Source organism: Arthrobacter sp. T2-23, assembly GCF_055398325.1.
Genome location: NZ_AP027917.1, coordinates 3,500,648 through 3,521,273 on the forward strand (window position 1 = coordinate 3,500,648; position 20,626 = coordinate 3,521,273).

A 20,626-nucleotide genomic window follows, 5' to 3' on the forward strand; every position below is an offset into this window, starting at 1 on the left:
CCGCTCCACCGGTGTTTTAACCGCATTACAATCATCTTGGGCCCCTGCGGGACCAGGGAACAGCACTGAGGAGATCCACGTGGCGAGCTTTGTAGACCGGGTAGTACTGCACGTATCCGGCGGTACCGGCGGCCACGGCTGTGTCTCCGTCCACCGCGAAAAGTTCAAGCCCCTCGGCGGTCCCGACGGCGGCAACGGCGGCAACGGCGGCGACGTCATCCTGCGCGTGGACCCCCAGACCACCACCCTGCTCGACTACCACCACGCCCCGCACCGGCACGCCACCAACGGCGGACCCGGCATGGGCGACTGGCGCGGCGGCAAGAACGGCGAAACCCTGGTCCTCCCGGTTCCCGAGGGCACGGTCGTCAAGAGCAAGGACGGCACCGTCCTCGCCGACATGGTCGGCGAAGGCACCGAATTCATCGCCGCGGCCGGCGGCATCGGCGGCCTCGGCAACGCCGCGCTGTCCTCGCAGAAGCGCCGCGCCCCGGGCTTCGCGCTGCTCGGCATCGAAGGCGAATCCAGCGACATCGTCCTGGAGCTGAAGTCCATCGCGGACATCGCCCTGGTCGGCTTCCCGTCCGCCGGCAAGTCCAGCCTGATTGCCGCGATGTCCGCCGCGCGGCCCAAGATTGCCGACTACCCCTTCACCACCCTGATCCCCAACCTCGGCGTCGTCCAGGCCGGCGACGTGCGGTTCACCATTGCCGACGTGCCGGGCCTGATCGAAGGTGCCAGCGAAGGCAAGGGCCTGGGCCACCACTTCCTCCGCCACGTCGAACGCTGCGCCGCACTCGTGCACGTCCTGGACTGCGGCACGCTGGAAGCTGACCGCGACCCGCTCTCGGACCTCGCCGTGATCGAAGCGGAGCTCGAAAAGTACGCCGTGGACATGAGCTACGCCGGCTCCGACGGCGAAGTCGTACCGCTGAACCACCGTCCGCGCCTGATCGCCCTGAACAAGGTCGACCTGCCGGACGGCAAGGACATGGCCGAATTCGTCCGGCCGGAACTCGAAAAGCGCGGCTACAAGGTCTTCGAAATCTCCGCCACGAGCCATGAAGGACTCCGCCAGCTGGGCTTCGCCATGGCGGAGATCGTCAAGGCCGCCCGCGACGCCGTCGCAGCGACGCCGCCGAAGGTCCAGGCCCCCGTGCTGCGCCCCCGCGCCGTCAACGAAAGCGGCTTCACGATCCGCCGCGAGGAGAAGAACCTCGAGCCGTTGTTCCGCGTCCTCGGCGAGAAGCCGGTGCGCTGGGTCAAGCAGACCGACTTCACCAACGAGGAGGCCATCGGCTACCTCGCCGACCGCCTCGCCAAGCTGGGCGTCGAAAACGAACTCTTCAAGCAGGGTGCGAAGCCGGGCGACATGGTCGTCATCGGCGAGGACGACGGCGTCGTCTTCGACTGGGAGCCGACCATGATGGCCGGCGCGGAACTGCTGGCATCCCCGCGCGGCACCGACGTGCGCTTCGCCGACATCGGCGACCGGCCCACGCGTGGCCAGAAGCGCGAGGACCAGCAGGAGCGCCGCGACGCCAAGGCCGCCGCCCGGGCCGAGCTCGAGGCCGAGCGCAAGGCCGGCATCTGGACCGAATCGGTCAGTGCCCGCCGCGCCCGGCAGCCGCTCAAGGAGAGTGGACTCGGCGAAGCCGATGACGAGTAACGCGGTCGTTATGCCCGGCGCGGCCGGGGCGCCCAGCCGCGCCGCGCTCTCCGGCGCCCGCCGGATCGTGGTCAAGGTGGGCTCCTCCTCGCTGACGTCCATTCGCGGCGGCATCGCCGAGGAGGCCTTGACCGACCTCGCCGACGCCCTCGCGCACAAACGCAACGCGGGCACCGAAATCATCCTCGTCTCCTCCGGGGCGATCGCCGCCGGGCTGGCACCGCTCGGGCTCGACAAGCGACCCCGCGACCTTGCCACCCAGCAGGCCGCCGCGAGCGTGGGCCAGGGGCTCCTGATGGCCCGTTACACCCACGCCTTCGGCGCGCACGGCGTCACCGTCAGCCAGGTGCTGCTGACCGCGGACGATTTCATGCGCCGCAGCCAGCACACCAACGCCTTCCGCGCCCTGGACCGGCTGCTGAACCTCGGCGTGGTCCCGGTGGTCAACGAAAACGACACCGTCGCCACCCATGAGATCCGTTTCGGCGACAACGACCGGCTCGCGGCCCTCGTGGCCCACCTGGTCCGGGCCGACGTGCTCTTGCTGCTCTCCGACGTCGATTCGCTCTACGACGGGCCGCCCTCGCACGGTGCCAAGCGGATCGCCCACGTCACCGGCCCGCGCGACCTTGAAGGCGTCTCGATCGGCAGCACTGGCAAGGCCGGAGTCGGAACCGGGGGCATGGTCACCAAGGTCGAAGCCGCGTCGATCGCCGCCGGGTCCGGGATCCATGCCCTGGTGACCTCCACCGCGAACGCCGCTGCCGCGCTGGCGGGGGAGGACGTGGGGACCTGGTTCTCGGTCAACGGCGCCCGCAAACCGATCCGGCTGCTCTGGCTCGCCCACCTGGCCTCCGTCCAGGGCACGCTGGTGCTCGACGACGGCGCCGTCCGGGCCGTGCGGGACCGCCACACCTCGCTGCTTCCGGCCGGGATCTCCGCCGTGCACGGCGACTTCGAAGCCGGTGACGCGGTCGAAATGGTCGGCACCGACGGAACCGTGATTGCCCGCGGCCTGGTGAACTACGGCGCCGCCGAACTGCCGCAGATGCTCGGCCGTTCCACCCGTGAGCTCGGCAAGACGCTGGGGCGCGGCTATGACCGTGAAGTTGTTCATGTTGACGACCTGGTGCTGGTCTAAGCCCCCTGCTCGCCTAAACTTGGAGCATGACTGAGGCCCTGACTTCGCACCCCGACCTGCCGGTTCACGACGCTCCCGCTGCAGGCGCGCCGTCGGCCGCCACCGATGTCGAAGCGGCCGTGCACGCCATCGCCGACCGATCCCGCGTGGCCTCCCGCCGGATGGCCCGCGCCAACCGGGCGTGGAAAGACCTCGGCCTGCGGGCCGTCGGCGCCGCGTTGCTGGAGCACAAGGACCGGATCCTGGCCGCCAACGCCAAGGACGTCGCCGCCGGCCGGGCCAACGGCACCTCGGCCGCGCTGCTGGACCGACTCACACTCACTGACGCGCGGGTCCAGGCCCTCGCCGCGGCCTTGGAAAACCTCGCCAACCTGCCCGACCCGGTGGGCAACGTGGTCCGCGGCCAGACCCTCCCGAACGGGCTGCGGCTGCGCCAGGTCAACGTGCCGATGGGTGTGGTTGCCGCGATCTACGAGGCGCGTCCCAACGTCACCGTGGACATTGCCGGCCTGGCGCTCAAGAGCGGCAACGCCGTCATCCTGCGCGGCGGCAGCGCCGCAGCCGCCACGAACGCTGCGCTCGTCAGCCTGCTCCGCGAGGCATTGGACTCGGTGGGACTGCCCGCCGACGCCGTCCAGAGCGTCGACGAGTTCGGCCGCGACGGCGCGAACGTCCTGATGCGGGCCCGCGGCCGCGTGGACGTGCTGATTCCGCGCGGCGGACGCGAACTGATCCAGACCGTGGTGACGAACTCCTCCGTCCCGGTGATCGAGACCGGCGAGGGCAACGTGCACATCTTCCTTGACGCTTCGGCGGACGAGGAGATGGCGGTCGAGATCCTGCTTAACGCCAAGACCCAGCGCCCCAGCGTCTGCAATACCGTGGAGACCCTTCTGGTCCATTCCGGCTCCACCGTGCTGCCCGCCGTCGCCGCCGCCTTGCGGGCCGCCGGTGTCACCCTGCACACGGACGAACGTATCCGGGCCGCGCTCCCGGGCGGGGTGGACTCGGTGCCCGCCACCGACGCGGACTGGGCCACCGAGTACATGGACCTCGATCTGGCGGTAGCCATGGTGGACAGCCTGGACGAGGCGGTGCAGCACATCCGCACCTGGTCCACCGGCCACACGGAGGCGATCCTGACCAACGATCTCGCCAACGCGGAGCGTTTCATCGCCGAGGTGGATTCGGCAGCGGTCATCGTGAACGCATCCACGCGGTTCACCGACGGGGGCGAGCTGGGCCTCGGTGCCGAAGTGGGTATTTCGACGCAGAAGCTGCACGCCCGCGGCCCGATGGGCTTGACCGAGCTCACCACGACGAAGTGGATCGTGCAGGGCGAAGGCCAGATCCGGGCATAGCAACGCGGTAACATGGAAGGGAACCCAGGAACGGCGGGATCTTTCGCCGTCGTAAATCCGTCGTAAATTTTGAACTCACTAGGGGAGAACATGCTGTTGCAGCAGATCGCCACATCCATCGCCGCGGCCGGCGAACACGAGGAACTCGCGCCGCTCATTGCGCCGCCCTTCGTTATTGGCGGCACCATGTTCGTGATTCTGCTGGTACTGATGTTCATCACGCTGTCCTACGGCAACCTCGGCAACCGTCACGACGCCGTTGAGGAGCACGCGGACCCGCACCGCCAGCACCCGAACAAGCACGACCACGGCCAGGGCCACTAATATTTCCGCCACAGTGAAGCAGCACGGCGCGACGCGCCGCCTGCGGCTGGGTGTGATGGGCGGCACGTTCGATCCGATCCATCACGGCCACCTCGTTGCGGCCAGTGAGGTCGCGGCGAAGTTCGGCCTGGACGAAGTGGTGTTTGTGCCCACCGGGCAGCCTTGGCAGAAGAGCAGCAAGAAAGTCAGCGAGGCCGAACACCGGTACCTCATGACGGTCATCGCCACCGCTTCGAATCCGCGGTTCACGGTGAGCCGGGTCGACGTCGACCGGCCCGGCCCCACCTACACCATCGACACCCTGCGTGACCTTCGCACGCTGCGCCCGCACGCCGATCTCTTCTTCATCACCGGCGCCGACGCGCTGGCGCAGATCCTGTCCTGGAAAGACATCGACGAGCTGTGGTCGCTCGCGCACTTCGTCGGGGTGACGCGGCCCGGACACGTGCTGGACGGCATGGGCCGCGATGACGTCAGCCTGCTGGAGGTGCCCGCCATGGCGATCTCCTCCACGGACTGCCGGGCCCGCGTCGCTGCCGGAAACCCCGTCTGGTACCTCGTGCCCGACGGCGTGGTCCAGTACATCGCCAAGTACGACCTGTACGACGGCCGGGCCGACCCGGAACCGGATCCCCTGGAGTCCCGCCCCGTCCTCGAAACAAACCAAACCGCCAGCACCGAATGAGCCTTCAATGAGTCAGGAACAGCCTCCCATCCGCAGCCGCCGCGAATTGCGCCAGGCCAGGGATGAACGCCAGGACGTGAGCGCCGGCACCACTGGTGCCGGCGCTGTTCCGGCTGCCCCGGAGCGCGACGGTGCGGCCGGCGCCGGGCTGGGCAGCGCAAATCCCGCCTTCTCCGAGCGCCCCGAGGAACCGACCGAGGCCGAAACCACCGGCCGCCGCCGTGTCCCCGGCCCGGTGGACTCCGTCAGGACCACGTCCGCGGCTCAGCGCTCTTCCCAGATCCGCGCCCGCGACCGCGCAGCACTGCGCACCATCAAGGAACTGGCCGAGAAGGAAGGCCAGCTTTCCCCCGGCGGGCCGCCCACGCGCCGGCAGCTCCGCCTCCAGCAGCTCGCCGAAGAGACGGCCCCTGCCACCTCGGCCAATCCAATTGTGCCGATGCCCTCGCCGCGGACCCGCTCGCACCCCGTCGTCGCGCCGGCCGCCGGGGCGCCGGAGGCCCCGTCCGCGCCCAACGCCCCCGCAGCCCCCGACGCCGGCGTGCCCGGCCCGGGCCCGGGCGGGAAACTGCCCGAGGGCATGAGCGTCGAGCAGGCCCTGGCAGCACGGGAGCTCCTTGCCGAGCAGGCCCGCAACCAAGTGGCGAAGATGGAGCACATCGCCGCCACGGACCCGGACGCCGTCAACCCGGAAGTGCTCGCCGAGCAGATCGCCCTGGCCGAGCGCGCCGCCGTGCTCAACCGGCGGGCCGCCGCCAAGCAAAAGCTGGCCGAGCAGAACAGCCAGCCGGCACAGCGCAACGAACCGCCGCGCAACGATCCCTCGACGGCCAGCAACCTCGCCATGGTCACCCCGCTGGAATTTGTCGAGGTCCCCGGCGTGGAGCGGCCGGTCATGAAACTCCCCGCCACGACACACGTCCCGGTCGCCACCAACCCCAGCCCCAAGGTGCAGCCACGCACCTCGCGCCGTCCCGGCCTGTCCCGGCTGCGGGAATCCGGGCCGGTCAAGGGCCGGGCCGGCGTCCTGGCCCGGGCGGAAGCGGCCGCGCAGGCGGCAGGGACCCGGCCGGCAGTTTCGGCCGCCCAAGCGGTTCCCGAGACGGCCGAAGAGGACCTCGCCGCACGCCCGCCCGTGGCCGCCAACGCCGCCTACGGGCTGGACCCGCTGGACGCCGCTACGGCCGGACTGGGCAGGGCACAACGCCTGCGCGCCCTCCAGCTCAGCGTCCTGGCCCTGGGCGTCCTGGCGCTCGTCGCCGGAATCATCCTGATCATCACGGGAATGGGCCACTAGCCGCCCACCCCGCATCAACCCACGCAACGCCGGTCCGCGCAGGAATGCCGCCGGACCGTGCAGGCTTAGCCTTCAACAGTTTCTCAATCTCAACAGTTTCTAAAATCACCAAGGAGTCCCGTGACTGCAACCGATTCATCCATCGCCACAGCCCGCCACGCCGCCCACGCGGCCGCGGAAAAATTGGCCGACGACATTGTGGCCCTCGACGTCAGCGAACGGCTTGCCCTGGCGGACGTGTTCCTGATCGCGTCGGCCCCGTCCGAGCGCCAGGTCAACGCCATTGTCGACGGCATCGAGGACGAACTGTCCAAGTTCGACCTCAAGCCGGTGCGCCGCGAAGGACGTTCCGGCGGCCGCTGGGTGCTGCTGGACTACGCCGACGTCGTGATCCACGTCCAGCACGAGGAAGACCGCGTGTTCTACGCCCTGGAGCGCCTCTGGAAGGACTGCCCGGTCGTTGACCTGCAGCTGGGGGACGACGCCTCGGCCAAGGCCAGCGCCGCCGCCAGCGAAACCGAGTAGGTGGCCCGGCGCGGCGGCGCCAGATCCTGAATATGCCCGATTTGGAATTTTCAGAAGTGCTGATCTAAGATATTTGAGTTGCTTCGGAGAGAACGAAATCGGAGCAGCCAAAAATTCGGGGCTGTGGCGCAGCTGGTAGCGCACCTGCATGGCATGCAGGGGGTCAGGGGTTCGAGTCCCCTCAGCTCCACCGGATGATCCGCCGGAATCGAAAGATTCCGGCGGATTTTTTGTGTTCTCGCGACCCGGGACGCCGCCAGTTGCCCCCTCCACGCCCCGCCGCGCGCCGATTAGCGTCAACGGCAAATGTAGATTAAGCTAATCAGGTTGCTTGATCGAACCGGCCTTCAGCGGGTGGGTCAACAACGAGTTCGGGGCTGTGGCGCAGCTGGTAGCGCACCTGCATGGCATGCAGGGGGTCAGGGGTTCGAGTCCCCTCAGCTCCACCGAACAAGGTTCCGCTCGATGAGCGGGACCTTGCTTTGTTTAACCCTCAACTAGGATGGGACCGTGAACGAAGCCGACCCGCGGTTTGCCGACGTCGTGGTCATCGGCGCCGGCCAGGCCGGACTATCCGCTGCTTACCACCTGCAGCGCGGCGGCTTCGTCCCGGCCATGCCGCAAGGGGCAAGCCAGGAGGGACGTGGCCCTGGGTCCGCGGACCCGGAGGGCGCCGCGCGTCCATTGACCTATGTGGTGTTCGACGCCGAAGAGGGCCCCGGCGGGGCGTGGCGGCACCGCTGGAAAAGTTTGCTGATGGCCACCGTGAACGGCATCAGCGATCTCCCGGGCATCCCGCAGCCCACGGTGGACCCGGCCGAGGCAAGCTCGACCTTCCTGAGCCGCTACTTCGGCGGCTATGAGGCCGAGCTGGGCCTGGCCATCGTGCGCCCCGTGAAGGTCCGCTCCGTCAGCCGCGAGGACAGCAACCCGGCCGGACGGCTCCGCATCGCCACCTCGCGCGGGGTATGGTCAGCCCGCGCCGTGATCAACGCCACCGGCACGTGGACCCGCCCCTTCTGGCCCATCTACCCGGGCCAGTCCAGCTTCCGCGGCCGGCAGCTGCACGTGGCGGACTACGTCTCGGCCGACGAATTCCGCGGACAGCACGTGATCGTGGTGGGCGGCGGCATCTCCGCGGTCGGACTGCTCGACGAGATCTCAAAGGTCACCGGCACCAGCTGGTTCACGCGGCGGGAACCGGTCTGGCGCGACGCCGCCTTCGACCGGCAGGCCGGCCACGACGCCGTCGCCCTCGTCGAGCAGCGGGTGCGGCAAGGGCTTCCGCCGCAGAGCGTCGTCGCCGTCACTGGCCTGATCTGGACCCCGGCCCTCCGGGCCGCCGCCGCCCGCGGCGCGCTCCAACGGCACCCCATGTTCACCGGCATCGAACCCGGGGGAGTGCGGCTGGCGGACGGCAGCTTCCTGGCCGCCGACGTCATCCTCTGGGCCACCGGCTTTCGGGCCGAGCTGGAACACCTTGCGCCACTGCACCTGCGCGGACCCGGCGGCGGCATTGCGATGGACGGCACGCAGGTCGCCGCGGAACCCCGGGTCCATCTCGTGGGCTACGGTCCCTCCTCGTCCACCATCGGGGCCAACCGTGCGGGCCGGGCAGCCGTGGCCGGGATCGTCAAACTACTGTCCGGTTCGGGATAACGTAAAACGGTGCAAAGTACCCTGGATCTCCTCTTCTCCCGGCTGCGGCGGTTTCCCGACGTCGAGGCCGCCAACCTGCAGGCCTGGGACGCCACCGACCGGTTGTTGCTGGACACCGCCGCCGAGCTGCGGGCCTCCGGCGTGATCGGCCCCGGCGCCGGAGTCGCCGTCGTGGGCGACCGGTACGGAGCGCTGACCCTCGGCCTGCTGGCGCTGGGCCGGGATATCGGCACGCAGGAAGACAACGTCCGGGTGCACCAGGACCTGGCCACCGGCGAACGGGCGCTGCGGCATAACGCTGCCGCCGTCGGGGTCACCGACGGCTTCGACCAGCTCCCGCTGGACGCCGCGGTGGAGGGCGCCGGGCTGGTGCTGCTCCAGCTGCCGCGGTCCCTCGCCGAACTCGAAGAGATCGCCGACGCGATCGCCCGGCACGCTGCGCCCGGTGTGGTGCTGCTGGCCGGCGGCAGGGTCAAGCACATGAGCCTGGGCATGAATGCGGTGCTGGAACGCTACTTCGGCGAGGTGCAGCCGCAGTTGGCGCGGAAAAAGTCCCGGATCCTGCTGGCCCGGGCACCCAAAGCGGTCGGGGCCACTCCGCCCTACCCGGTCACGGAGCGCAACGCCGAACTGGACCTCACCGTCTGCGCACGCGGCGCCGTCTTCGCCGGCACCGGGCTGGATATCGGCACGCGTTTCCTGCTGGGCTTCCTGCCGCAGATGCCCGGCGTCCGGCACGCCGTCGACCTGGGCTGCGGCACCGGAATCCTGGCCGCGATGTACGCCCGAAGCCACCCGGACGCCCGCGTCACGGCCACCGACAGATCCGCCGCCGCCGTCGAATCCGCCCGGGAAACGGCCCGCGCCAACGGACTCCACGGGCAGGTCGACGTCCTGCAGGACGACGCCATGAGCACCCTGCCCGACGCCGGAACCGGGCTGGTCCTGCTCAACCCGCCCTTCCACCTCGGGGCAGCTGTCCATGCCGGGGCGGGGATCAAGCTGATCGAAGCCGCGGCCAGGGTCCTGGCTCCCGGCGGCGAACTCTGGACGGTCTTCAACAGCCACCTGCACTACCAGCCCGCGCTGGAACGGCTGGTTGGGCCCACGCGCGAGGTGGGGCGCAATGCGAAATTCACCGTCACCGTGAGCGTCCGCGCGCCGCGGCCCTGACCACGACCGCGGAAAGCCGGGCGCCCGGCGGAAAACGGTTCGACTGTGAAGCCGCTGTATGGGGCTCAGGGGCGCGCGTGACGTACGATTCTGAGATCAGCAGTGCTTCCGCCGAAGACGTTAGAGGTATCAGTGACCGAGATCCGGCAGCCCGCGCCGAGACGGGGAACGAACCTGCCCCGGATGGGGGATTTTAACCTCACCGTTATCCTCGACGCCATCCGCCGCGCCCCGGGCGGTCTCAGCCGGGTGGAACTCGCCCAGATCGTCGGACTCTCGCCGCAAACTATCTCCAACATCTCCCGCCGGCTGCTGGACCAGAACCTCATCGTCGAGGCGGGCAAGGAAGGCACCGGACCCGGCAAGCCGCGGACCATGCTGAGGCTGAACCCGGGCGGAATGTACGCCGTCGGCGTGCATCTGGACCCCGCCGTGCTGACCTTCGTCGTGCTGGACCTCGTTGGCGCCGTCGTCAAGCATTCACGGATCAAGACCCCCTCCCGCACGGACCCGGGGTCCATCATCGACACCATCGCCGCCGAGATCAAACAGCTGATCCAGGACTCCGGCGTGGACCGTTCGAAGGTCGCCGGCTTGGGCGTTGCCTCGCCCGGGCCCATCGACCTGCTCGAAGGCGCCGTCGTGGATCCGCCGCTGCTCCCCGGCTGGGAACGCGTTCCGCTGCGCGACGCCCTGGCCGAGGCGACCGGACTCTCTACGATCCTGGACAAGGACGTGACCAGCGCAGCCGTGGCCGAAACGTGGGCCGGCGGCCCCAGTGGTGCCGGCAGCTTCGTCTTTATGTACATGGGCACCGGAATCGGCTGCGGGTTGGTCCTCAATGACGAGGTTATCCGCGGCACCTCCGGCAACGCCGGCGAAATCGGGCACATCATCGTGGACCCGGACGGGCCGCCGTGCGATTGCGGCCAGCGCGGCTGCGTGAAATCCTCCGCCATCCCGCAGGTCCTCGTGGCCCAGGCCGAGGCGGCCGGGGTGCTCGACGGCTCCCGGGGGGACCGGAGCGCCCCGGCGGTGCAGGAAAGCTTCGCGGAACTCTGCGCGCTGGCCTACGGCGGCAACGAGGCCGCGCTGGGCATCATCAGGAAGTCCGCCGTCCTGGTCGGCCGGGCCATCTCCGCGGTCACCAACGCGCTGGACGTGGACCGCGTCGTGTTTGGCGGACCGTTCTGGACCTGCCTCGCGCCGGCCTACCTGGAGCAGATCCCGGGCCTCGTCGGCGAGAACAGCGCCACCCGCAAGATCCACGGGATCGAAGTGGTGGGCACGGGCGTGGGCGAGGACGTGGGCGCGATCGGCGCCGCGTGCCTGGTCCTGGAGCACGCCTTGGCGCCCCGCTCCCAGCGGCTCCTGCTCGACGGCTAGAGCCGTGCGGCAGGCCGTGCCCCGGGCCCCGCGGGCATCAGTCGATGTCCTCGACCACCGTGCCGAAGGGGATCGTGTCATCCAGGTGGGCCTGATGATCGTGCGGGTGCACCACCACCCGGACACCGTGCAGCTTGTCCGCCGCCGACTGCATCAGCACGGGCCGCACGGTGTTGATGAGGCTCTCGCTCTTGCCGGCGAGATAGTCCTGGTAACTTGCTGGAAGCTGAATCATGGCAACAGGATAGACCTGCGCCGCAGCCATGGGGAGGGCTCACCCCGGCGAATAATGTTCTGCCACAGCCGTCCCAGCGGCGTAAAGGCGCGTCTTAATTCGGTGCGCGACTTGTTTCGCGCTTCTGTGGCCCCTAAAGTCGTAGACAAGTTACCGCGGTAACGTGTCAGCGATCCTCCGCTGCAGGCCGGCCACTGGAGAGATCCAGGTGGCGGCCAAGGAGGGTGTGGGTGCCCCCATGTGGGCCTGACATTTGCTCACGGACAGCTTCGTATCAGGCGTAACAGTCGCGGCTGCGTCCTGCTGAAGTTCCCTCCGTGTTCCCCAAACTCAACTCATTGGCGGCAGCGCCGGCCGGTTTTCCGGCCCCAGCTGGCGGCAATGGCTCACAGCCAAGGACGCAAATGTCTCCACCAAGCCTTATTGACGCACATCCAACCCTCGCCGGAGCGGCCCCGCTAGCCCTGTCCTACGAACTCTTTCCGCCCAGGTCGCCCGCGGCCGCGGAATCGCTCTGGACCACCATCGGGGAACTGGAATCCACCAGCCCCGACTACGTGTCCGTGACCTACGGGGCGAACGGGTCCAACCGGAGCACCGCCGTCGAGCTCATCCGGCGCCTCGTGCAGGACACCTCGCTGCGCCCGCTGGCGCACCTGACGTGCGTGGGCAACACCCCGCAGGAGCTGGCCGAAATCATCGGCGAACTGCTCGACGTCGGCGTCCGCGGCATCCTCGCGCTGCGCGGCGACCAGCCGAAGGACGGTGAACTCCCGGCGGACGGCTCGCTGCGGTACGCACAGGACCTGATCGAGCTCATCCGCCGCGTCGAACAGCGCCGCTCGGCGCTGCTGTGCGCCGGCAAAGTGGCGGTCGGCGTCGCCGCCTATCCCACCCGGCATCCCGAATCACCGAGTGAGGCGCACGACGTCGAAGTGCTGCTCGCCAAGCAGCGTTCCGGCGCCGACTTCGCCATCACCCAGGTCTTCTTCCATACCGAGCAGTACGCTCAGCTGCTGGCCCGGGCGCGCCGGGCCGGCGTCACCATCCCGATCATCCCGGGCGTGATGCCGCTGACCAGCATCCGCCGGCTCACCCGGCTGGGCGAACTCACCGGCGTGGAGCCGGCCCCGAAGCTGATCGCAAAGCTCGCGGCCGCCAGCACCGACGTCGAACGCAACCGGATCGGCGTCGCCGCCACCGTGGAGCTGGCCAACGCCGCACTGGACGCCGGCGCTCCCGGACTCCACCTCTACACCTTCAACGAGCACACCAGCGCCCTCGACGTGCTGGACAAGCTCGCGCTGCCGCGCCCACGCCGCGCCGGCAGCCACGCCGGGGCCACGGGCCGCGGCAGCGGCCAGCAGCTCGCCAGCTGAGCTTCCTCTTCGACACAACCTGACGAAACTTCCCCTGACAAAAAACCTAGGACTTTCCCATGACTGAACAGCACAACACCCCCTTCCCGTCCGCCTCTGTCCTCGGCTACCCGCGCATCGGCCGCCGCCGCGAGCTTAAGAAGGCCGTCGAGGCCTACTGGGCGGGCAAGATTGACGCCGTCGCCCTGGATGCCGCGGCCAAGGAAATCCAGCTCGGCACCGCCAAGCGCCTGCAGGGCCTGGGCCTGACGGAGGCCGCCGCCATCCCCGGCACCTTCTCCTACTACGACCAGGTGCTCGACGCCGCGGCCCACCTGGGTGCCGTGCCCGCCCGCTTCGGCAACCTCCTGAACGCCGACGGCCAGCTCGACATCGACGGCTACTTCACCCTGGCCCGCGGCACCAAGGACCAGCAGCCGCTGGAAATGACCAAGTGGTTCGACACCAACTACCACTACCTCGTCCCGGAGATCGGCCCGGAGACCGCCTTTGCGCTGACCTCCAACCGCATCGTCGAGGAATTCGCCTACGCCCTCGCGAACGGGGTGGAAACCCGCCCGTACCTCGTCGGCCCGGTCACCTTCCTGCTGCTGAGCAAGGCCTCGGACGACGCCCCGGCCGGCTTCGGCCCGCTGTCCCGCCTCGAGGACGTCCTCCCGGTCTACGCCGCGCTGCTGGAGCGGCTTGCCGCCGCCGGCGCCGGCTGGGTCCAGCTCGACGAGCCCGCCCTGGTGGTGGACCAGGACACCCCGGCAGCGGAAATCGACGCCGCCGTCGCACTCTCCTATGAGGTCCTCGCTGCGGCCACGAACCGCCCGCAGCTGTTCGTCTCCACCCCGTACGGCGCACTCAACGGCCAGCTTGGCACTCTCGCGGCTACCGGCATCGACGCCCTGCACCTGGACGTCTTCAAGGGCGAGGTTCCCTCCGCCGCGGCCCTCGCCGGGCTCGGCAACAAGACCTTGGTCGCCGGCGTCGTGGACGGCCACAACATCTGGCGCAACGACCTCGCGGCCTCCGCGGCGAAGATCGCCGAACTGAAGAAGTCCGTGGCCCGGCTCGCCGTCAGCACCTCCACCTCCACGCAGCACGTCCCGCACGACGTCGACGAGGAGGTCCAACTCTCCGAGCAGCTGCGCAGCTGGCTGGCCTTCGCCGACCAAAAGGCCACCGAGGTTGTCACCCTGGCCGGCCTGCTCACTGACCCCGACTCCGTCCGGCCGGCCATCGATGAGGCCACCCGCATCATCGCCGACCGCGCCGCGGCCGACGGCGTCCGCCGGGCCGAGGTCCGGAACCGCGCCGCCTCCTTGACCGAGGCCGACTTCAGCCGCTCGGCGTACGGCGTCCGTGAAGCCGCACAGACCGAGGCCCTGCACCTGCCGCCGCTGCCCACCACCACCATCGGCTCGTTCCCGCAGACCGCCGAAATCCGCACCGCCCGGGCCCGCGCCAACAAGGGCGAGCTCACCACGGAGCAGTACCAGCAGCTGATGAAGGAGGAGATCAAGCGCGTGGTGGAGCTGCAGGAAGAGCTCGGCTTCGACGTCCTGGTCCACGGCGAGCCCGAGCGCAACGACATGGTCCAGTACTTCGCCGAGAACCTCGAAGGCTTTGACGTCACCGTGCACGGCTGGGTCCAGTCCTACGGTTCCCGCTGCACCCGCCCGTCCATCCTCTGGGGCGATGTCACCCGCAGCGCCCCGATCACGGTCGAATGGGCCCGTTACGCGCAGTCCCTGACCGGCAAGCCGATGAAGGGCATGCTCACCGGACCGGTCACCATCCTCGCGTGGTCGTTCGTCCGCGACGACCAGCCCCTCGGTGAGACCGCCAACCAGGTGGCCCTGGCGCTCCGGGACGAGATCACGGACCTAGAAGCGGCTGGCATCAAGGTCATCCAGGTCGACGAGCCGGCGCTGCGCGAACTCCTACCGCTGCGCAAGTCCGAGCAGGCCGCGTACCTGGACTGGTCCGTGAAGTCCTTCCGCCTCGCCACCGCTGGCGCCGCGGACAGCACCCAGGTCCACACGCATCTGTGCTACTCCGAGTTCGGCGCGATCATCGACGCCATCGACGGCCTCGACGCCGACGTCACCTCGATCGAGGCCGCCCGCTCCCGCATGGAGGTTGTCCATGACCTTGAATCGCACGGCTTCGGCCGCGGCGTGGGCCCGGGCGTCTACGACATCCACTCGCCGCGCATCCCGGGCGAGCAGGAAGTCACGGAGCTGCTCAGCACCGCGGTCAAGCACGTCCCGTCCCGCCAGCTGTGGGTCAACCCGGACTGCGGCCTGAAGACCCGCGGCTACGCCGAGACCGAGGAGTCCCTGCGCAACCTCGTGCACGCGGCCAAGACGGTGCGCGCAGAGTTGCTGGAAGCGGCCAAGTAGCCTGCTGCGCCACCCACGACGGCGGCCGGCCACCCCTGCACGGGTGACCGGCCGCCGTCGTACGCCGTGCAGGGGTACTCGATTCAGGATTCCCAGACGATCTCGTCGTCGACGACGCCGTCCTCGTCTGCGGAGGCCACCAGGATCTCGTCGGTGAAGTGGGCGCCCAGGGTGAAGTCGAGGACGAAGTAGCGCTCCGGCTGGCCGGGGAAGATCCCCACGTGGCCCAGCTTCAGGGCCTTGAGGAAGACCTGGTTGGTGAGCTGCGCCTTATCCGTGACGCCGAAGACCTGCTTCAGGTGCTCGGGCTTGATGGCGTTGCAGTGGAAGCGGAGGTACTCCTGCGGGCTGGTGCCTTCCTGCTCCAGCTCTTCGGCGATCATTTCGCGGACCTGGTCCACAAGCTCGGGCAGGAAACGCAACCGGTAGTCAACCTTGTGCATGGCGGCCTCGTCGAAGTGGTCATGCGCATTGACACTGAGGTCAAGTTCCAGGGGCTGGCCCGCGAGTTCGTGTTTCGCGGCGAAATTATGGTCACGCCCGTGGTTGAGCTCGATCTCTCCAAAGTGCTGGCTCGCTACCTTGCTCATGACTTCAACATAGTCCTGAAAACTGGTCCGTTCCAGCATCGCCGGGGATTTATCCGATACCGGGCCCGCTGCGGGGCGCTCGACCGGTACATTGATCGGATGCAGTCAGTCGCCGCCACCGTCGCCCGTGCCCGTGAAATTTTTGACAACGGAACCACCCGTCCGTTGGCGTGGCGGCTGGAACAGCTCGGCAGCCTGCGGCGGATGCTGATTGAGCGGCGCCGGGAATTTGCCGCAGCGCTCGCGGCGGACCTGGGCAAACACGAAACCGAGGCGCAGCTGACGGAGATCGGCTTTGTCACGGCGGAAGCCGCGCACCTGGAGAAGCACCTGGCGGCGTGGCTGCGCCCGCGGCCGGTGTCCGTGCCACTCGCCGTCCAGCCGGCCAAGGCCTGGACCGAGCTCACGCCGCTGGGCGTGGTGCTGGTGATCGGACCGTGGAACTATCCGCTGCAGCTGCTGCTGGCGCCGCTGGCCGGCGCGCTGGCCGCGGGCAACACCGTGGTGCTCAAGCCCAGCGAGCACGCCCCGGCCACCTCCGCGGCCCTGGCCCGCTGGATTCCGGAGTACCTGCCGGAGGCGGTCCAGGTCGTTGAGGGCGGCATCCCCGAGACCACAGAGCTGCTGGCGCTGCGCTTCGACCACATCTTCTTCACCGGCGGGGAAGCGGCAGCCAAGGTAGTGCTGCGAGCCGCCGCCGAGCACCTGACGCCAGTGACCCTGGAGCTGGGCGGCAAATCCCCGGCCTACGTGGACGCCTCCACCGACGTGGCTAAGGCGGCAAAGCGGCTGGCCTGGGGCAGGTTCATGAACGCCGGGCAGACCTGTGTGGCCCCGGACTACGTCCTCGCCACGGAGGAGGTGCTCGTGCCGCTGCAACGCGAGCTGGTCAAGGCCATCGGGGCCCTCTTCGGCGAGGATTCGGCCCGGAGCGACTCCTACGGCCGGATCGTCAACGACAAACACTTCGACCGGCTGGCCGCGCTCGCGGACGGCAGCACCGTGGTCCACGGCGGCGGGCGCGACGCCGCCAGCCGGCACTTCGCGCCGACCCTGCTCCGGCCGGCACCCGGTGACGCAGTGATGGCGGAAGAAATCTTCGGCCCGCTGCTGCCGCTGGTGCCGGTCAGCGGCAGGGACGAGGCGATCCGGGTGATCAACGCCGGGGCCAAGCCGCTGGCCCTGTACGTGTTCAGCAACGACGCCGGCACGCGCCGGGCATTCTCCGAACAGACGTCCTCCGGTGCGCTGTGCTTCGACGTCCCGGCCGCACACCTGACGGTGCCGGGGCTGCCGTTCGGCGGGGTGGGTAACAGCGGCATGGGCGCCTACCATGGCGAACATTCGCTCAGGACCTTCTCGCACGAGCGCTCCACCCTGTCCAAGCCGCTCAGGCCGGACACGTTGGAGCTGATCTACCCGCCCTACACGAAGACCAAGCATCGGATCATCAGCGTCCTCGTCGCGCCGGCCGGGAAACGCGGCAAGAAGAGCGGCAAGACCGCCGGTAAGAAGACCGGCGAGTAGAGGGCAAAGACGCCGAAGGGCTGCCGCGGGTCTCGGGGCTCAGTCCCGGCGCGTGGTGCCGAGCTTGTGCAGCGTGTCGGAGAGCAACTCCACGAACAGCTGGACCTGGGCCGTCTGCTGCTCCTTGGGCAACAGCGCGAAAACATTGCGGGCCAGCCGGATTTCCGGGACGTCCAGCACCACCACTCCCGGGGGCCGATGCAGCAGGGCCAGTTCCGGAACCAGGGCCGCGCCCAGGCCGGCGGCCGCCATTTCCAGGCTGGCGTGGAAGTCGTCGCTGTTGGCCACCACACGCGGGTGCAGGTTGCAGCTGGCGAAGAGCCGTTCGATCACCGTGGCATCCGACGTGCCGGGGTGGTGCATGATCCAGGGCATGTCGGAGAGGTGATCGGCCGCGACCTTGGACTCCGGGCCGATGCCCCAGGCCGCGGGAAGCACCACCCGGAAGTCGTCGTCGCCGATCCACTGGCGGTTGACCGTGTGCGGCCAGGCGAGACCGGACTGGCCCACCTGGTAGACCAGAGCGACGTCGAGTTCGCCGCCGGTGCGCAGGCCCTGGATGGTCTGGCCCGGTTCGGCCACGGACACCCGCAGCTCGATGCCGAGCTTCCGCCAGGCCGGGTTCTGCAGGATGCGGGGGAGGACGTAGGTGGCCAGGGACGGGAAGATGCCCAGCCGGAGCTCCTGGCTGGTGCTGTCGTGGGTCCGGGCCGCCGCTGCCATGAGCGTGTCAATATCGGTGAGGACCTTGGCCGCGTGCCGGGTCATCACGACGGCGGCCTCCGTAGGGTGGATGCTCCGGGCCGAGCGCTGGAAGAGTGCCACTCCGGTGTCCCGCTCCAGCGCGGACATCTGCTGCGATACCGCCGAGGCCGTGTAGCCGAGCCGTGTGGCGGCTGCCGTGAACGAGCCCAGCCGGACCACTTCCACGAGCGTTCGGAGGTGCACGGGGTTGATCAAGGGGCTGCCCTTCGGTGGTTACGGTGAGGCGGGTGCGAAATCCCGCTTCATTCTGGCACATTGGTTCCCAGGCAGCCGGTGCGAATTCATACTCATCCGGCGGCCCCGCGGTGACGAATTGCCCATAAGTAGATCCATCGGGGCAATTCAGGCGAAGCAACAGGAGCAGACCAGTGCAGCAAGCAGCAAGCATCCCGGACGGACGGCGCGTTGCCGTGATTGGAAGCGGGGTGGCCGGCCTGACCGCCGCCTACGTGCTGAACCGGCGGGACCACGTCACCGTCTTCGAAGCGGATGCGCGGCTCGGCGGCCACGCACACACGCATGACGTCCCGCAGACCGACGGCACGGTGCTGGGCATCGATACCGGCTTCATCGTCCACAATGAACGGACCTACCCCACCTTGCTGCGGCTCTTTAGGGAACTCGGCGTGCAGACCCAGGACTCGGAAATGAGCATGTCCATCCGCTGCGACGGCTGCGGCCTGGAGTACGCGGGCGCCCGAGGCGGTGCGCGGGGGATCATTCCCGGGCCTTCCACTTTGCTGCGCGGCCGCTACCTGAAGATGCTGCTGGAGGTCGGGCGCTTCTACCGCCGGGCCCGTGCCCTGCTTGCGGAGGGGGACGGGGCCGCCCACGGAAAGCCCGGGGCCGGCAAGCCCGACGCCGGCACCTCCGGCGCTGCCGAGCTGACCTTGGGGGAGTTTCTGGACCGGGAAAAGTTCAGCAGCTACTTCATTGTCCACTTCATGACCCCGGTGGTCAGCGCCGTCTGGTCCTGCGACCCGACCACCGCGCTGGCGTACCCGGCCCGGTACCTCTTCACTTTCCTCGGCCACCACGGACTCCTTGGCGTCAAGGGCTCCCCGCAGTGGCGCACGGTCACCGGCGGCTCCCGCAGCTACGTGGACAAGCTCGCCGCGACGCTGCCCGACGTCCGGCTCGCCAGCCCGGTCAGCCGCGTCCGCCGCCACACCGGCGGGGTGGAAATCACCACAGTTGCGGGCAGCGGCCAGGAGAGTACCGAGACCTTCGACGCCGTCGTGATCGCCACCCACCCGGCGCAGGCGCTGCAGATGCTCGAGGACGCCTCGCCGGCCGAACGCGAAGCGCTCGCCGGCATGCCCTACTCGGTCAACCACACAGTCTTCCACCGTGATGACGCCGTGCTGCCCGCCAGTGATAACGCCAAGGCGTCGTGGAACTACCGCCTGCCCTCCTGTGATGCCCGGCCGGACCGGGTCCTGGTCAGCTACGACATGACGCGGCTGCAACGGCTGGAACCGGCGGACGGCAAGCGCTACATTGTCAGCCTCGGCGAGTCCGAACTGATCGGGGAGGGTGCCGTGCTTGAACAGATGGTGTACGAACACCCGCAGTACACGCCGGAGTCGCTGCGCGCCCAGCAGCAGATCCTGGGTCTCGGCGACAGCCGCCTGGCGTTCGCCGGTGCCTACCACGGCTGGGGCTTCCACGAAGACGGCGCCCTCTCCGGCGTCCGCGCCGCCGCACGGCTGGGACGCGAGTGGGAAGCCGCCAGCGCAGCCGGGCCGCAGGCAGCGGTACTCCAGACGTCCCTGGAGGGCGCATGAGCAGCCCCGCAGCCATCTACCGCACCTCCATCGCGCACGTGCGGCGCACCCCGCTCAAGAACGCGTTCACCTACCGCAGCTACAGCTGGTACGTCGACGTCGACGCCCTGCCCAAGCTGCCCCGCTGGCTCACACCGCTTGCCGGGTTCAGGGTGGCGGACCACCTGGGCGACCCGGACGGGACGCTGCGCGGCAACGTCGAGCGCTACCTCGCCACCCAAGGCATCACCCTGGGCGGCGGCCGGATCACCATGCTGGCCAGCGCCCGCGTCTTCGGCCACGTCTTCAACCCGCTTAGCCTGTTCTGGTGCCACGACGCCGCCGGGGAACTGCGCTGCGTGGTCGCCGAGGTCCACAACACCTACGGGGAGCGGCACTGCTACCTGCTGGAGACCGACGACGCAGGCCGGGCCAGCGTGCCCAAGGCGTTCTACGTCTCGCCGTTCAACGACGTCGAAGGCCAGTACCGGATGAAGCTCCCGGAGCCCGGTGAACGGCTCGCGGTCTCGATTGTGCTGGAGCGCGAGGGACAGCAACCCTTCGTCGCCACCATGGACGGTGCCCGCCGCGAAGCCACCGTGCCGAACATCCTGGCCGCGGCGCTCGCCGTCCCGCTGGCGCCGCTGCGGGTCGCCGCGCAGATCCGCTGGCAGGGAATCAAACTTTGGGCACGTCGGCTGCCCGTCATCAAACGACCACACCACCCCTCACAGGAGGCAGTCCAGTGACC

General features: G+C 69.1%; 18 protein-coding genes and 2 tRNA genes. 17 read left to right on the forward strand and 3 right to left on the reverse strand.

Going from position 1 to position 20,626, the window contains the following annotated elements; translation table 11 throughout:
• Window positions 1-79: 79 nt before the first annotated feature.
• The 12 genes from obgE to ACZ5Z0_RS16435 all read left to right on the forward strand — a co-directional run bounded on the left by obgE (window position 80) and on the right by ACZ5Z0_RS16435 (window position 11,220).
• Window positions 80-1,669, forward strand: a complete 1,590-nt coding sequence (gene obgE / locus ACZ5Z0_RS16380) for a GTPase ObgE (protein WP_464109316.1) — start codon at window positions 80-82, stop codon at window positions 1,667-1,669.
• Complete coding sequence (gene proB / locus ACZ5Z0_RS16385; RefSeq protein WP_464109317.1) at window positions 1,659-2,810, forward strand: glutamate 5-kinase; 1,152 nt, start codon at window positions 1,659-1,661, stop codon at window positions 2,808-2,810. Before obgE ends, proB begins: the two co-directional genes overlap by 11 nt.
• A gap of 26 nt (window positions 2,811-2,836) precedes the next feature.
• A complete protein-coding gene (locus tag ACZ5Z0_RS16390; protein ID WP_464109318.1) occupies window positions 2,837-4,171 on the forward strand; it encodes a glutamate-5-semialdehyde dehydrogenase in 1,335 nt (444 codons plus the stop codon).
• Window positions 4,172-4,261: 90 nt separating this feature from the next.
• Window positions 4,262-4,495, forward strand: coding sequence for a hypothetical protein (locus ACZ5Z0_RS16395; protein ID WP_464109319.1), 234 nt, complete (start codon window positions 4,262-4,264; stop codon window positions 4,493-4,495).
• A gap of 55 nt (window positions 4,496-4,550) precedes the next feature.
• Window positions 4,551-5,180 carry a nicotinate-nucleotide adenylyltransferase gene (nadD, locus tag ACZ5Z0_RS16400; RefSeq protein WP_464110809.1) on the forward strand — a complete coding sequence of 210 codons (630 nt, stop codon included), beginning with the start codon at window positions 4,551-4,553 and terminating at the stop codon, window positions 5,178-5,180.
• 7 nt (window positions 5,181-5,187) lie between these two features.
• Window positions 5,188-6,477 carry a hypothetical protein gene (locus ACZ5Z0_RS16405; RefSeq protein ID WP_464109320.1) on the forward strand — a complete coding sequence of 430 codons (1,290 nt, stop codon included), beginning with the start codon at window positions 5,188-5,190 and terminating at the stop codon, window positions 6,475-6,477.
• Window positions 6,478-6,597: 120 nt separating this feature from the next.
• On the forward strand, window positions 6,598-7,002 hold the full coding sequence (gene rsfS, locus ACZ5Z0_RS16410) for a ribosome silencing factor (RefSeq protein WP_464109321.1): 405 nt from the start codon (window positions 6,598-6,600) through the stop codon (window positions 7,000-7,002).
• Between the two features lie 117 nt (window positions 7,003-7,119).
• Window positions 7,120-7,192, forward strand: a tRNA-Ala gene (locus ACZ5Z0_RS16415).
• 183 nt (window positions 7,193-7,375) lie between these two features.
• Window positions 7,376-7,448, forward strand: a tRNA-Ala gene (locus tag ACZ5Z0_RS16420).
• Between the two features lie 64 nt (window positions 7,449-7,512).
• Window positions 7,513-8,661 (forward strand): NAD(P)-binding domain-containing protein, encoded by a 1,149-nt coding sequence (locus ACZ5Z0_RS16425; protein WP_464109322.1) that lies wholly within the window; start codon window positions 7,513-7,515, stop codon window positions 8,659-8,661.
• A 9-nt stretch (window positions 8,662-8,670) separates the two neighbouring features.
• Complete coding sequence (locus ACZ5Z0_RS16430) at window positions 8,671-9,834, forward strand: class I SAM-dependent methyltransferase (protein WP_464109323.1); 1,164 nt, start codon at window positions 8,671-8,673, stop codon at window positions 9,832-9,834.
• Window positions 9,835-10,017: 183 nt separating this feature from the next.
• Complete coding sequence (locus ACZ5Z0_RS16435; protein WP_464109324.1) at window positions 10,018-11,220, forward strand: ROK family transcriptional regulator; 1,203 nt, start codon at window positions 10,018-10,020, stop codon at window positions 11,218-11,220.
• A 37-nt stretch (window positions 11,221-11,257) separates the two neighbouring features.
• Here ACZ5Z0_RS16435 and ACZ5Z0_RS16440 read toward each other — a convergent pair whose 3' ends face one another.
• Window positions 11,258-11,455 (reverse strand): hypothetical protein, encoded by a 198-nt coding sequence (locus tag ACZ5Z0_RS16440; protein ID WP_261375056.1) that lies wholly within the window; start codon window positions 11,453-11,455, stop codon window positions 11,258-11,260.
• 404 nt (window positions 11,456-11,859) lie between these two features.
• Here ACZ5Z0_RS16440 and ACZ5Z0_RS16445 point away from each other — a divergent pair, with 404 nt between their 5' ends.
• On the forward strand, window positions 11,860-12,834 hold the full coding sequence (locus ACZ5Z0_RS16445) for a methylenetetrahydrofolate reductase (RefSeq protein ID WP_464109325.1): 975 nt from the start codon (window positions 11,860-11,862) through the stop codon (window positions 12,832-12,834).
• 59 nt (window positions 12,835-12,893) lie between these two features.
• Window positions 12,894-15,227, forward strand: coding sequence for a 5-methyltetrahydropteroyltriglutamate--homocysteine S-methyltransferase (gene metE / locus ACZ5Z0_RS16450; protein WP_464109326.1), 2,334 nt, complete (start codon window positions 12,894-12,896; stop codon window positions 15,225-15,227).
• A gap of 83 nt (window positions 15,228-15,310) precedes the next feature.
• Here metE and ACZ5Z0_RS16455 read toward each other — a convergent pair whose 3' ends face one another.
• Entirely contained in the window at window positions 15,311-15,817 is a 507-nt protein-coding gene (locus tag ACZ5Z0_RS16455; RefSeq protein ID WP_138769108.1) for a DUF2004 domain-containing protein, read from the reverse strand.
• Between the two features lie 99 nt (window positions 15,818-15,916).
• On the opposite strand from ACZ5Z0_RS16455, the gene ACZ5Z0_RS16460 reads away from it, so the two are divergent.
• A complete protein-coding gene (locus ACZ5Z0_RS16460) occupies window positions 15,917-17,344 on the forward strand; it encodes an aldehyde dehydrogenase family protein (protein WP_464109327.1) in 1,428 nt (475 codons plus the stop codon).
• Window positions 17,345-17,383: 39 nt separating this feature from the next.
• Here the strand turns inward: ACZ5Z0_RS16460 and ACZ5Z0_RS16465 are convergent, their stop codons facing one another.
• Complete coding sequence (locus ACZ5Z0_RS16465; RefSeq protein WP_464109328.1) at window positions 17,384-18,304, reverse strand: LysR family transcriptional regulator; 921 nt, start codon at window positions 18,302-18,304, stop codon at window positions 17,384-17,386.
• Window positions 18,305-18,477: 173 nt separating this feature from the next.
• On the opposite strand from ACZ5Z0_RS16465, the gene ACZ5Z0_RS16470 reads away from it, so the two are divergent.
• A complete protein-coding gene (locus tag ACZ5Z0_RS16470; protein ID WP_464109329.1) occupies window positions 18,478-19,896 on the forward strand; it encodes an NAD(P)/FAD-dependent oxidoreductase in 1,419 nt (472 codons plus the stop codon).
• Complete coding sequence (locus ACZ5Z0_RS16475) at window positions 19,893-20,624, forward strand: DUF1365 domain-containing protein (protein ID WP_464109330.1); 732 nt, start codon at window positions 19,893-19,895, stop codon at window positions 20,622-20,624. Before ACZ5Z0_RS16470 ends, ACZ5Z0_RS16475 begins: the two co-directional genes overlap by 4 nt.
• Window positions 20,625-20,626: the final 2 nt, after the last annotated feature.

Coding starts and splice junctions, on each gene's coding strand:
- proB (WP_464109317.1), top strand. CDS start 1,659: ATGACGAGTAACGCGGTCGTTATGCCCGGCGCGGCCGGGGCGCCCAGC.
- ACZ5Z0_RS16390 (WP_464109318.1), top strand. CDS start 2,837: ATGACTGAGGCCCTGACTTCGCACCCCGACCTGCCGGTTCACGACGCT.
- ACZ5Z0_RS16395 (WP_464109319.1), top strand. CDS start 4,262: ATGCTGTTGCAGCAGATCGCCACATCCATCGCCGCGGCCGGCGAACAC.
- nadD (WP_464110809.1), top strand. CDS start 4,551: ATGGGCGGCACGTTCGATCCGATCCATCACGGCCACCTCGTTGCGGCC.
- ACZ5Z0_RS16405 (WP_464109320.1), top strand. CDS start 5,188: ATGAGTCAGGAACAGCCTCCCATCCGCAGCCGCCGCGAATTGCGCCAG.
- ACZ5Z0_RS16435 (WP_464109324.1), top strand. CDS start 10,018: ATGGGGGATTTTAACCTCACCGTTATCCTCGACGCCATCCGCCGCGCC.
- ACZ5Z0_RS16440 (WP_261375056.1), bottom strand. CDS start 11,455: ATGATTCAGCTTCCAGCAAGTTACCAGGACTATCTCGCCGGCAAGAGC.
- ACZ5Z0_RS16445 (WP_464109325.1), top strand. CDS start 11,860: ATGTCTCCACCAAGCCTTATTGACGCACATCCAACCCTCGCCGGAGCG.
- metE (WP_464109326.1), top strand. CDS start 12,894: ATGACTGAACAGCACAACACCCCCTTCCCGTCCGCCTCTGTCCTCGGC.
- ACZ5Z0_RS16455 (WP_138769108.1), bottom strand. CDS start 15,817: ATGAGCAAGGTAGCGAGCCAGCACTTTGGAGAGATCGAGCTCAACCAC.
- ACZ5Z0_RS16460 (WP_464109327.1), top strand. CDS start 15,917: ATGCAGTCAGTCGCCGCCACCGTCGCCCGTGCCCGTGAAATTTTTGAC.
- ACZ5Z0_RS16475 (WP_464109330.1), top strand. CDS start 19,893: ATGAGCAGCCCCGCAGCCATCTACCGCACCTCCATCGCGCACGTGCGG.